Genomic DNA, 11891 nt, shown 5'->3' on the forward strand with positions numbered 1-11891 from the left:
CGCCGCGCTTGCGTGCGGCGATTACTCGTAAGGATGAGGATGACCATGAAATCAGACCGTTGGACCGGGCGCGTCATGCTGATGCTGGTGGCGCTGACGGCACTGCTCTCCGGCTGCACCAGCTATGTGACCACCCAGGTGACAGCGTTCTCCGACTGGAGCGGCAGCGACGCGAGCCGTACTTATGCGTTCACGCGTGGCCCCGCGCAGCAGAACAGCCTGGAACAGCAGACCTACGAGGTGCTGGTGGCCAATGAGCTGGCCGTGCGCGCGTTCAGGCAGGTCGACGCACAGCAGGCTCATTATCTGGTTGGCCTCTCGTACGGCACCAAGAGCCAGGCCGTCAGCGTGACCGAGCCGGTGTTTTACAGCAGCCCGTGGCCGGGACCTTACTGGGGCCGTCCGATCGACCCGTGGGGCCCGTTCGGAGCGTTTCCTCCCGCCTATGTGACTTCCACTTACCCCGTGTTTACACATACGCTCGGCGTCCGCATCACGGACCGCGCGACTGGCAAGGAGGTCTACAACGTACTGGCGCGCAACGCGGGCGACGAGGCGTCGCTGGTGCGTGCCATGCCGTATCTCGCGCGTAGTGCGCTGGCGGATTTCCCGTTGAGCAATGGCGCGGTGCGCACCGTCAAGTTGCCGGTCGACAAGAATGCGGGGATGTCGAACGAGGCGGCCGGTGCGCCGGCGCCGGGTTCGCCGGTTGCGGCTCCGACAGTCGTGCAGTAAGAGCACGCAGCGAGCGGGGAGCCTGCTGGCCTTCGGCTAGCAAGATGCGACAGACGCGCAAGCAAAACGGCCCGGCGGGGTGAACCTGCCGGGCCGTTTTGCGTCGTAACGTTCGAAACTCGCGGCGCTAACTACCTGGCTTGCAGACCGTGGTGGCTCAGAACGCTCGAAGGAATGCACGGTGACGGCAGCTAACGCGTCGGGCCTGAGCGACGGCGCCGCCGCGGTGCTCGTGATGTCGGGAGCCGAACGCCGAGCGCGTCGAGCCAGGTTTACGCAGCGATCTTCGTCTTGCGCGCGGTATGTTGCCGCGGCGCTTCGCGTTGATGCACGCGCTTGCCGGCAGCGTAGGTTTCAAAGATCGCGCGGTCGTCGCCGAGCAGCGCGAAGGCGAACAGCAGTTCTTCGAGCGACTCGGTGCGCCCGGTGCGGCGCGCCAGCAGCGGCGTCGCCTGCGGATCGAGCACGATGAAATCCGCTTCCGACTTCGGCGCCAGCGTGCCGACCTTGTCCGCCAGGTCAAGCGCTTCGGCGGCACCTGCCGTGGCGAGCCAGAACATCCGCGTGGCGGTCAGATGATGGCCGGTGAGACGCGCCACCTTGTGCGCTTCGTTCATCGTCTGCAGCATCGAGAACGACGTGCCGCCGCCGACGTCGGTCGCGAGTGCGACCGGCATGCCGGCTTCGGCGGCCTTGTCGAAGTCGAACAGACCGCTGCCGAGGAACAGGTTCGAGGTCGGGCAATGCGAGGCGACCGTGCCAGTCTGCGCCATCCGCTTACGGTCTTCCGCGTCGAGGTGGATGCAGTGGCCATACACGGCACGGCGGCGCAGCAGGCCGTAGTGATCGTAAATGTCCAGATAGCTGCGATGGCCGGGGAACAGATCGGCGACCCATTTCACCTCGTCGGTGTTTTCGGCGACGTGGCTCTGGATGAAAATATCCGCATGCTCGCGCGCGAGCACACCGCACGCTTCGAGTTGGGCCTCAGTCGAGGTCGGTGCGAAGCGCGGCGTCAGCGCATACATCTGGCGGCCACGGTTATGCCAGCGGCTAATCAACTCGGCGCTGTCGTCGTAGCCCGACTGCGCGGTGTCACGCAGGAACTCGGGGCAGTTGCGATCCATCAGCACCTTGCCCGCCACCATGCGCAGGTTGCGGGCCTCGCTTTCGGTGAAAAGCGCATCTGCGGACTCCTTGTGCACCGTGCAATACACGAGCGCCGTGGTCGTGCCGCAGGCGAGCAGTTCTTCGACGAAGAAACTGGCTGTGTCCTGAGCGTAGGCCGGATCCGCGAAGCGGCGCTCTGTCGGGAAGGTGTACGTATCGAGCCACGGCAGAAGGCCGGGCGCGGGCGAGGCGATCATGTCCGTCTGCGGATAGTGAATGTGCGTGTCGATAAAGCCAGGCACGATAAGCTTGTCGCGCATGTCCTGCACCTGCGTGCCGGGGGCGAGCTGGGACGACAGCGCTGCATACGCGCCCGCTGCGACGACGTGGCCGTCTTCCACGATCAGCAGGCCGTCTTCGTTGAAGACCGCTGCGTTGGACGATTGCGCAGGGTCGCCGTTGAAGGTCAGCAGTTGCGCGCGGAATGCGGTTTGGGCCGCTTGAGCCGAGTGATTCATGGGGAAAGCCGTCTCCGTTGTATGGAATATGAAGCGATAAATTGGCGGTAAATGACGCCGCAAACAAAGCGGAAGAGGCGAGGCGCAGGTGCGGCGCGCTAGCGCCGCTTCTCCTGCTGCTCGCGCTCCATACCGCGCTGGTCAGTCCGCGTCAGCGGCGTGCCAGTGCGCGTCGAGTTTCGCGATCAACGCATCGCGTTCCGTGGGCGTGACGAACGCCGCCTCGAAGCTGTTGCGGATGATCGTGTAGACCTCGGCATCGGTGAGCTTGAGCGCATCGATGGTGGCGAGGTAGTTCGCATTGACGTAGCCGCCAAAGTAAGCCGGATCGTCGGAATTCACGGTGACGGCGACGCCCTTGTCGAGCAGTGCCTTCAGCGTGTGTTTGGTCAGATCGTCGAACACGCACAGCTTGAGGTTCGACAGCGGGCACACCGTCAGTGCGACGCGCGTGTCGGCCAGCCGCGTGACGAGCGCCGGGTCTTCGATGCTGCGCACGCCATGGTCGACGCGGTCCACCTTGAGCAGATCCAGCGCTTCATAGATATACGACGGCGGTCCTTCCTCACCTGCATGTGCAACGAGCTTCAGACCCTTGGCCCGCGCCTTCGCAAACACACGCTCGAACTTCGACGGCGGATGGCCGCGCTCGGACGAATCGAGACCGACGCCGATCAGCCGATGCTTGTACTGGTCAAACAACGGCAACGCTTCGTCGAAGGTGGCAAGCGCGTCTTCCTCGGAGAGGTGGCGCAGGAAACACAGGATCAGCTTGCTCGTGAGGCCGCGCTTTTCCGCGTCGGCGAGCGCACGCTCGATGCCGGCCACGACGGTGGCGATCGACACGCCCCGTTCGGTGTGCGTCTGCGGGTCGAAGAAAATCTCGGTGTGGATGACGTTGTCGGCGAGCGAGCGCTCGACGTAGGCCATCGTCATGTCGTAGAAATCCTGCTCGTGCAGCAGCACGCTCGCACCGGCGTAGTAGATGTCGAGGAACGATTGCAGATCGGTAAACGCATACGCCCTGCGCAATGCTTCGATCGAATCGTAGGCGAGCGTCACGCCGTTGCGTTCGGCGAGCTTGAAAATCAGCTCGGGTTCCAGTGAGCCTTCGATATGGATATGCAGTTCGGCCTTCGGCGCGGCTGCCACTTTGTCGGCGAGAGTGAGAGCGGTGGGCGTATTCATACTGGTTTCTTTAGTGGTTCGATTTAATGGTCTGGCGTGCGAGAAGTTGGGCTTTACCGGATGTGTACCGCAAGGCGCTGAGCGGTCACGCCGCCTGGGTAGCGTGCGCGTTCGCTTCGACTGCCTGCAATACTTGCGCGGCCGCGGAAATCGCGATGATCTCCGGCGACTTGTCGTCGATGCCATCTACGCCAAGCGGGCATTTCATCCGCGCAATCTGCGCAGGATCGATGCCGCGGGCGGCGAGCCGGTGTTCGAACTGCTTGCGCTTGGAGTGCGAGCCGATCATGCCGAAGAACGCGAAGTCACCGCGCCGCAAGATGCGCTCGGCGAGCTCAAGGTCGAGCGTATGGTTGTGCGTCATCACGATGAAGTACGTCTGCGGTGCGGCCTGGTCGATCGCTTCGTCGGGCGCATCGTTCGGATCGATCGTCACGTTCGACGCCTGCAGCAACTCGGGCGGCGGAAACTGCGCGTCGCGCTCGTCCACCCAGCGCACGTGGCACTGCAGCGTTCCAAGCACGCGCACGAGCGCGGCGCCGACGTGTCCGGCGCCGAACAGCACCACCGCGAAGTCGCGCGGTGCGATGGTCTCGGTGAGCAGCGAACTGCTTTCCTCGAAGCCGGCGCCGTCCCACAGCAGACAGTCGGCGCTTTCGACGCCGGGCTCAGGTTCGGACAGCATCACCGCATCCGGCGCGGGGCCGAATGATACGCTACGCACCGTCGACTGACCGGCCGCCACGCGCTTGGCGAGCGAGCTGATCCAGCCGAGATCGGCCACGTCCAGTCGCTCGAATGCGAGCACCACCGCGCCGCCGCAGCATTGGCCGAGACTCGGGCCGAGCGCGAAGCGCTCGAGCCGGCGCATATGCGACATGCGCATGCCTTCCTTGAGGACCTGGCGGGCGGACTCGATGGCTTTCCATTCGAGGTGGCCGCCGCCGATCGTATGGCGTGCCGAATCGCGCGTGACAATCATCTTGGTGCCGGCTTCGCGCGGCGCCGATCCTTCGACGCGCGCGACCGTCACCAGCACGGCGGCGTCGCCGTGTGCGAGCAGTTGTTGCAGATCGGTTAGCCAGGGTTGCATCCGGCGGTTCTCCATCCATGGCTGCAAGGGGTGTCCGTGCAGCCGGTTAAGCGTGGCGCTGTGCGATCGTGTCGCGCAGCGCGTGAAAATTCATGTTGCGGTATCGACGCTGGCCGGTGTCTTTGGCGCTGCGCCGGCTGTTGTATTGCCCACCGAAGTTGCTGCTGTTTCGGGCTCCTTTGGATCGCTTGAACCTGCCGCCGGCATGCTCACAACGGACGCTGCCTGCTGCATCGCCTCCAGCGCATCGAGAATCGCCTCGGGCGTCGCCGGCGCGCGCAGCGGCGGGGCATGATTCGCTTGCGGCGCCGTCGCTGCAATCGCATCGCGGATCGCAAGAAACACCGAGAACGGCAACAACAGCGGTGGCTCGCCGACGGCCTTCGAACGGAATACGGTCGGCTCCGCATTCTCGTTGCGGTAAAGCTGCACGTGGAAAGCGGCGGGCGTATCGCTGACCGCCGGAATCTTGTACGTCGACGGCGCGTGCGTCATGAGTCGACCGTCGCGGTTCCACCAGAGTTCCTCAGTGGTCAGCCAGCCCATGCCCTGGATGAAGCCGCCTTCGACCTGGCCGATATCGATGGCCGGATTGATCGACTGCCCGGCGTCGTGCAGCACGTCGGCGCGCACGAGCTTCCATTCGCCCGTCAGCGTATCCACCACGACTTCCGATACCGCCGCACCATACGCGAAATAGTAGAACGGATGACCGGTCAGTGTCTTCGCGTCCCAGTGCACCTTGGGTGTCGTATAGAAGCCGTCGGACCACAACTGCACGCGCGCCAGATACGCCATGTTGACGAGTTGTGCGAACGGCATTGTCACGCCGTTGGCGTGCACCATGCTGTCCTTGAACTGCACGGCGTCGGGTTCGCCGCCGAGTTCTCTGGCAGCCAGCGCGGCCAGCCGCTCGCGAATCGTGCGCGCCGCAGCTTCGGCTGCCTTGCCGTTCAGATCGCTGCCTGTGGAGGCGGCTGTCGCCGAGGTGTTGGCCACCTTGGACGTATCGGTCGCCGTCGCGCGCACCCGCGAGAGCGGCACGCCGAGTTCGTTGGCGACCACCTGGGCCACCTTCGTGTTGAGCCCCTGGCCCATTTCGGTGCCGCCGTGATTGACGAGGATCGAACCGTCCTTGTAGACGTGCACCAATGCGCCGGCCTGATTGAGAAAAGGCACGTTGAACGAGATGCCGAATTTCACCGGTGAGAAGGCGATGCCGCGTTTGAGCACGGGACTCGTTGCGTTGTAGGCAGCGAGCGCGGCGCGGCGTGCCCGGTAGTCGCTGCTCGCGAGCAGTTCCTCGGTGAGCGGCGCAATCACGTTATCTTCGACACGTTGTCCGTATGGCGTGACATCGCGCTCGCCGACACCGTAGTAATTGGCAAGCCGCACATCGAGCGGATCGAGTTTCAGCTGCCGGGCGATGCTGTCGAGCATCACTTCCATCACCAACGCGCCCTGCGGGCCGCCGAAGCCGCGAAACGCGGTGTTCGACTGCGTGTTGGTCTTGCAGCACAGCGCCACGATGTCGACGTCGGAGAGGTAATACGCGTTGTCGAAGTGGCACACTGCGCGCGTCGCGACGGCGCCGGAAAGGTCCGCAGAATAACCTGCGCGCAGGGCAATTTCGACCCGTGCGCCGAGAATGCGGCCGGTGTCGTCGAAGCCGGCTTCGTATTCGTACACGGCGTCGTGGCGCTTGCCGGTGATCATGAAGTCGTCGTCGCGGTCGGCGCGTAGTTTGACCGGACGTTGCAGCAACTTTGCGGCGAGCGCCGCGACGCAGGCGAATAATGCCGATTGCGACTCCTTCCCGCCGAAGCCACCACCCATACGCCGGCATTCGCAGACGACGCTATGCGCCGGCCAGTCGAGCATATGCGCGACCACCTGTTGCATTTCGCTCGGATGCTGTGTCGAACTGTAGACCAGCATGCTGTCCATCTCTTTGGGGACGGCATACGCGACCTGGCCTTCGAGATAAAACTGCTCCTGCCCACCAACTTCGAAACTGCCCAGGATCTGGTGCGGTGCGGCGGCGATTTTCGCCGCGGGCTCGCCGCGCGTCAGATGCAAGGGCGGCAGGACGAACTGCTTTTTCGCTTTGGCTTCGGCAGGGGTGAGCACGACGTCCAACGCTTCATAGCGGACCACGTCATCGCTTTTCGCCAGCGTCGCGGCGCGTCGGGCGAGTTCGTGGCTTTCGGCAATGACTGCGAATACCGGTTGACCGAGATACAGCGCCTCGCCGTCGGCTAGGATCGGATCGTCGTGCAGCACCGGGCCGCAGTTGTTCTCACCGGGAATGTCGGCGGCGCTCAACACCGCGATTACGCCCGGGGCGCTGCGCACGGCGCTCAGATCGAGCGAGGCGATCCGCGCGTGCGCATGGCGTGACAGTCCGAGCGCTGCGTGCAACGTGCCTTGGAGTTCGGGGATGTCGTCCGTATAGGTGGCTTCGCCGCTGACATGCAACGCGGCGGACTCGTGCGGCAAGGATGTGCCGATCGAAGCCGTCTCGGTTTCGGCCCGGTCCGCGGCATGGTGGATGAATGCGTCGGTCTGCTTGTTCATCACAGCGGCTCCTGCGCGGGCGCCACTTCCGCAGCGCCCGTTTCGAATGCGAAGGCATTGACGTCGAACAGGGCGAGCGGTGCGTGATCGCGCGTTTCCAGTTGGAAGCGCAGCAGCAGGTTGCGCGCCACCTTCAACCGATAGGCGCTCGACGCACGCATGTCGGAGAGCGGCTCATAGTCGGCGGCGAGCGCATCCATGGCGCGTTGGGTTGCCGTGTCGTCCCAGGCCGCGCCGGTCAGCGCGGCTTCAGCGTGGGCGGCGCGCTTCGGGGTCGCCGCCATGCCGCCGAAGGCGAGGCGCGCCTCGACAATGACGTCGTCCTTGATCTGCAATGCAAACGCGGCGCAGACCGCCGAGATGTCCTGGTCGTAACGCTTCGAGACCTTGTAGGTGCGAAAGCGCAGATTCCGCGCCGGTCGCGGCACGCGGATCGCGGCGACGAATTCGCCGGCGGCCAGCGCCGTCTTCTGATAGCCGAGGTAAAAAGCGTCGAGCGGGAGCGTGCGTGTTTTTGCGCCGTTGCGCAGCACGACTTCGGCGCCAAGTGCGAGAAGTGCCGGCATCGAGTCGCCGATCGGCGAGCCGTTCGCGACATTGCCGCCGAGCGTGCCCGCGTTGCGGATCGGCAGCGACGCGAAGCGGGTCCAGAGTTCTGCGAGTTCTGGGTAATCGACAGCCAGCGCGGCGTACGCGTCTTCCAGTGTTACGGCCGCGCCGATTGTCAGCGTCTGCGCGTCGCGCTCGATGGCCTTCAGTTCCGCCACATTGCCGAGATACAGGATGTCGCCGAGGTCGCGGAACTGCTTGGTGACCCATAGCCCGACATCCGTGCTGCCGGCGAGGAGACGTGCGTCCGGATGCCCGGCGCGCAAGGCAGCGAAGGCATCGAGCGTGACCGGGGCGTAGAAGAGTGGCGTACCGAAAGCGTCGCCGCGTACATCGGCGGCACGATATTCGAAAGTATCGCGGCGTTGCAGCGGCTTTAGCGCCTCGGCAACCGCCGCGCGATCGAACGGGACGCGCGGATATTGCGCATAATCGAACATCTTCTGCGTAGCGTCGACGATCGGCCGGTAGCCGGTACAGCGGCACAGATTGCCCGACAGGGCGGTATTGATCTCGTCGCGCGTCGGCAGGCCGGCGGCTGCCGGCTGGTTTTCGTATAGCGCCCACATCGACATCACGAAGCCGGGCGTGCAAAAACCGCACTGCGAGCCGTGACAATCGACCATTGCCTGCTGAACCGGATGCAGGGCCCCGTCTGCGGCGCGCAGGTCTTCGACGCTGAAGAGTGCCCGGCCATCGAGCGTGGGCAGAAACTGGATGCAGGCGTTGACCGCCTTGAGCGTGAGGTGCCGGTTGGCGTCGAGTTCGCCGACCACGACTGTGCAGGCGCCGCAGTCGCCTTCCGCGCAACCTTCCTTGGTGCCCGTGCAATGCAGGTCTTCGCGCAGGTGCTGAAGCACGGTGCGCGTCGCCGGCACGCCCTGAACCTCACGGACGGCGCCACGGTAAAAGAAGCGGATGGTTTGCGTTGTCATGGCGAATCCGAAAGACATTGCGGACCGGGCGCGCGTTACGCAGGGGGTCGCGCCGTAGCCGGCCTCGCGCACGTAGATCGCCATCCATATCCGAAGATAGCACTACCTCGTCTCGAAAATATTTCCCCACGGTGATGCGGGTTATTCGCGGACGGTCATGAGCGTGGGAGGCGGCGTGGCCCGTAATACAGCGGCCGCCGCGGCGGAATAGCCGCAAAGCCACGCGGAGCTGGGCGCAGCGGGCGGTGCGGTGAGCGCCAAAAAGGGGGAATGGGACCGGACGCGAGCAAAAAGGCGCTTTTCCGGCTTCCAGGTGTTTACGACGAGGTATGCAGTTCTTCGCGGGAGCGGAGCGTTCGGGCCCAGCAGGGGGCCGGGCCACCGCAGGGGCTAACGTCCGTCACGCCCCGTTTTCTCAGGCGATCCGGCGGCGATTTCGGATGAGGCTCAACACCAGCGGCACATACGCGACAAAAAAGGCGAGCAGCGACCACTCCGGCAGCGAAAGGCCGAGGATCGGCGGATACGCCGTCTCGCACAATCCGGCTACCTTGAACACGCCCGGCAGCCAGTGAGCCGGCGGCAGGCTGTCGACCAGCGGTTGCAGCGCGTCGAAGCCGCAGCTAAAACCCGGATTCGCCAGCACATACACATGGCGTGCCGCAGTCGCGATGCCGGCCAGCGCCGACAGCGCAGCCAGCGCTTCGAGTAACCGTACGCCGCGCCAGCTGTCGAAGCGCGCGCCGAGGAACGCAAAGATCGCGATCAGGAGAAAGAAGTAGCGCTGCAGAATGCACAGTGGGCAAGGGTCTTCGTGCAGGCCGTACTGCATGTACAGCGCGCCGCCGACCAGGGCAACGCAGATCAGGCCAAGCAGAACCAGCAGGGAGCGCTCGCGGCGCAGCATTGCATTGTCGTTATTCATGGATCGTGTGGCTGTCGAAAGTCGAAAACTCAAAAGAGCGGGTGCCCGCGATTCTAGCGCGAACACCGCCCTTCGGTTTCCGGCTACCGGATCGTATTGAGCACGGCTTCGGCGGCGCGGCCAATGGCAAGCAGCGCGTCGTCGCCGTGCGGGGCGCCCGCCAGCATGAGGCCGACCGGCGCGTCGCCGCGCGGATGGCAGGGCAGCGAGAGAGCGCAGGTGTCGAGGAAATTAAATGCGCTCGGATTGCGCAGGATCAAGGCGTTGGTGCGGGCAAAGGCATCGTCGTCATGCACGAGGTCGGCCACGCGCGGCGGCACGACTGGCACCGTGGGCGCGACGATCGCGTCGAAGCGTTGCCACAGCGTGCTGCGGGCGGCTTCCAGCAGCGCGCTGCGCTCGGCCACCAGATCGAGATAGTCGGCTGCGCTGGCCGGCTGGCCTTTCATGATACGGGTCAGCACGCGCGGGTCATATTGCTGGCGGTGCTTTTCCAGCAGCGGCCGGTGCCACGCGTACGCTTCGATCGACGGAAAGCCGAAGCGGTTGATCTCCGGCAAACGGTCGAGCGGCGCAAAACGCACTTCGCTGACAATCGCGCCGGCGGCTTCCAGATGTTTGAGCGCTGTGTCGATGGCAGCGGCCACGGCCGGCTCGACGCCGTCCGTCACATAGTTGGTGAGCACGCCGAGTCGCACGCCTTCGAGCGGGCGAGCCGCCGGAATGCGCGGCTCGAGCCCCGCCAGCATGCGATCCACCAGTGCGCAGCAGGCAACCGAGACGCCGATCGGCCCGAATGAATCGAGCGTCGGCGAAAGCGGTACGCCGCCTTGCTTGGGAATGCGGTCGGCGGTGGGCTTGAAGCCGGTCAGCCCGCACAGCGCGGCGGGGATGCGGATCGACCCGCCGGTGTCGGTGCCGAGTGCAATAGCGGCCATGCCGTCCGCCACCGACGCTGCGGCGCCGGAGGACGAGCCTCCCGAAACCCGCTCGTCGCCTTTCACATCACGCTGATACGGGGACAGCGGATGCCCGTAGTGCGGATTCAGCCCGAGCCCGGAGAACGCGAACTCGCTCATGTTCGTGCGTCCGACAATCACAGCGCCCGCCCGCTTCAGGCGAGCAACCGCGACCGCATCGGCGGTCGCGGGCGGCGCATCGGCGAGTGCGCTCGAACCGGCGCGGGTCACCTGGCCTTCGATGTCGAACAGGTCCTTGATCGACACCGGAATCCCCGCGAGCGGCGACATCACCGAGCCTGCGGCGCGCAGACGGTCGTGTCCGTCGGCGGCGGCGCGGGCGCGGTCGGCATCGACATGCATGAAAACGGCCGAACCCTGGCCGGCTGGGTCGGCGATGCGTTCGAGCGCGGTTTCGACGAGTTTGCGGCTGGTGGTGCGGCCCGCGGCGAGATCGGCGGCGAGCTGGGCGAGCGGCGGGAAGGGCGTGAATTCAGTGGGCATGGTCGTTCCGGTCCAGTGAGATGCAATCAGATGCGGTTGACGGTTAAATCCGGTTGAAGAGGGTCGCGCGAAATGCTTCGATGTGGCGCTGCACCGACTGGCGCGCGCCGTCGGCATCACGCTCGCGCAGCAAGCGAAACAGTTCGAGATGTTCCTCGTGGACATCCTCGAGATGGTGCGGTTCGGACAGCGAGATAAACCAGAAACGCAGCGATCGCTCATGCAGCCCACGCAGGATATCGGCGAGCACCGGATTACGCGACGCCGCCGAAATCGCCAGATGGAATTCGCGGTCGATATCCATCATGCCTTCTACGTCATGCGCAGCGACGCACACCTTGGAGCGTTCGAGTAACGCTTCCATCACTTCGTAATCGTGCGCCTGAGCGTGGCGCGCCGCCAGTTCAACACAATGGCCTTCGTTGATCAGGCGCACATCGATGATCGCGAGCACGTCGTCGAGCGAGACCGGACGCACCATGATGCCCTTGCGCGGCATGATCGTCAGCATGCCCTCGTGCACGAGCCGGTGCAGCGCCTGGTGAACGGGTGTGCGGCCAATGCCGGTCAGCGTCATCAGCTCGGCCTCGTTGAGCACTTCGCTTGGGCGCAAACGCATGGTGATGATTTCGCGCTTGACGAATTCATAGGCCTGTTCGGCGAGGCTCGCACCGTTTTGGCGGGCGGTCACGGGAGCGCGGGAAGTCTGCAAAAGCGTCATGAATAAAGGGTGCAGGC

The 11891-nt window shown here is 64.8% G+C and carries 9 protein-coding genes and 1 pseudogene; 2 read left to right on the forward strand and 8 right to left on the reverse strand.

The window, feature by feature from the left end:
• The first annotated feature begins 45 nt into the window (after positions 1 to 45).
• Together P3T20_RS11740 and P3T20_RS11745 are read left to right on the forward strand one after the other, a co-directional pair.
• The gene (locus P3T20_RS11740) at positions 46 to 735 is read left to right on the forward strand and encodes a DUF4136 domain-containing protein (protein ID WP_429286946.1); all 690 of its coding nucleotides are present in this window, start codon (positions 46 to 48) and stop codon (positions 733 to 735) included.
• 166 nt (positions 736 to 901) lie between these two features.
• Positions 902 to 976 (forward strand): annotated as a pseudogene (locus P3T20_RS11745) (hypothetical protein); the annotation flags it as partial.
• Between the two features lie 31 nt (positions 977 to 1007).
• On the opposite strand, the gene guaD reads toward P3T20_RS11745, so the two are convergent.
• From guaD to P3T20_RS11785, 8 genes are all read right to left on the reverse strand, one after another.
• Positions 1008 to 2363 carry a guanine deaminase gene (gene guaD, locus P3T20_RS11750; RefSeq protein ID WP_429286947.1) on the reverse strand — a complete coding sequence of 452 codons (1356 nt, stop codon included), beginning with the start codon at positions 2361 to 2363 and terminating at the stop codon, positions 1008 to 1010.
• Between the two features lie 141 nt (positions 2364 to 2504).
• Positions 2505 to 3551 (reverse strand): adenosine deaminase, encoded by a 1047-nt coding sequence (locus tag P3T20_RS11755; RefSeq protein ID WP_429286948.1) that lies wholly within the window; start codon positions 3549 to 3551, stop codon positions 2505 to 2507.
• A gap of 85 nt (positions 3552 to 3636) precedes the next feature.
• Positions 3637 to 4644: a xanthine dehydrogenase accessory protein XdhC gene (xdhC, locus tag P3T20_RS11760; RefSeq protein ID WP_074263688.1), complete on the reverse strand. Its 1008-nt coding sequence runs from the start codon at positions 4642 to 4644 to the stop codon at positions 3637 to 3639.
• 90 nt (positions 4645 to 4734) lie between these two features.
• Positions 4735 to 7221 (reverse strand): xanthine dehydrogenase molybdopterin binding subunit, encoded by a 2487-nt coding sequence (gene xdhB, locus P3T20_RS11765; RefSeq protein ID WP_429286949.1) that lies wholly within the window; start codon positions 7219 to 7221, stop codon positions 4735 to 4737.
• The gene (gene xdhA / locus P3T20_RS11770) at positions 7221 to 8765 is read right to left on the reverse strand and encodes a xanthine dehydrogenase small subunit (RefSeq protein ID WP_429286950.1); all 1545 of its coding nucleotides are present in this window, start codon (positions 8763 to 8765) and stop codon (positions 7221 to 7223) included. The genes xdhB and xdhA overlap by 1 nt, the downstream gene beginning before the upstream one ends.
• 415 nt (positions 8766 to 9180) lie before the next feature.
• Complete coding sequence (locus P3T20_RS11775) at positions 9181 to 9690, reverse strand: disulfide bond formation protein B (protein WP_074263690.1); 510 nt, start codon at positions 9688 to 9690, stop codon at positions 9181 to 9183.
• 83 nt (positions 9691 to 9773) lie between these two features.
• Complete coding sequence (locus tag P3T20_RS11780; RefSeq protein ID WP_429286951.1) at positions 9774 to 11153, reverse strand: amidase; 1380 nt, start codon at positions 11151 to 11153, stop codon at positions 9774 to 9776.
• Between the two features lie 43 nt (positions 11154 to 11196).
• Entirely contained in the window at positions 11197 to 11874 is a 678-nt protein-coding gene (locus tag P3T20_RS11785; protein ID WP_429286952.1) for a GntR family transcriptional regulator, read from the reverse strand.
• Between the last annotated feature and the right edge of the window lie 17 nt (positions 11875 to 11891).

Source organism: Paraburkholderia sp. GAS206C (assembly GCF_050435645.1).
Classification (GTDB): Bacteria; Pseudomonadota; Gammaproteobacteria; order Burkholderiales; family Burkholderiaceae; genus Paraburkholderia; species Paraburkholderia phenazinium_B.

What these genes read in the sequence shown, in the direction of transcription:
- P3T20_RS11740 (WP_429286946.1), top strand. Translation starts at nt 46, where the DNA reads ATGAAATCAGACCGTTGGACCGGGCGCGTCATGCTGATGCTGGTGGCG.
- guaD (WP_429286947.1), bottom strand. Translation starts at nt 2,363, where the DNA reads ATGAATCACTCGGCTCAAGCGGCCCAAACCGCATTCCGCGCGCAACTG.
- P3T20_RS11755 (WP_429286948.1), bottom strand. Translation starts at nt 3,551, where the DNA reads ATGAATACGCCCACCGCTCTCACTCTCGCCGACAAAGTGGCAGCCGCG.
- xdhC (WP_074263688.1), bottom strand. Translation starts at nt 4,644, where the DNA reads ATGCAACCCTGGCTAACCGATCTGCAACAACTGCTCGCACACGGCGAC.
- xdhB (WP_429286949.1), bottom strand. Translation starts at nt 7,221, where the DNA reads ATGAACAAGCAGACCGACGCATTCATCCACCATGCCGCGGACCGGGCC.
- xdhA (WP_429286950.1), bottom strand. Translation starts at nt 8,765, where the DNA reads ATGACAACGCAAACCATCCGCTTCTTTTACCGTGGCGCCGTCCGTGAG.
- P3T20_RS11775 (WP_074263690.1), bottom strand. Translation starts at nt 9,690, where the DNA reads ATGAATAACGACAATGCAATGCTGCGCCGCGAGCGCTCCCTGCTGGTT.
- P3T20_RS11780 (WP_429286951.1), bottom strand. Translation starts at nt 11,153, where the DNA reads ATGCCCACTGAATTCACGCCCTTCCCGCCGCTCGCCCAGCTCGCCGCC.
- P3T20_RS11785 (WP_429286952.1), bottom strand. Translation starts at nt 11,874, where the DNA reads ATGACGCTTTTGCAGACTTCCCGCGCTCCCGTGACCGCCCGCCAAAAC.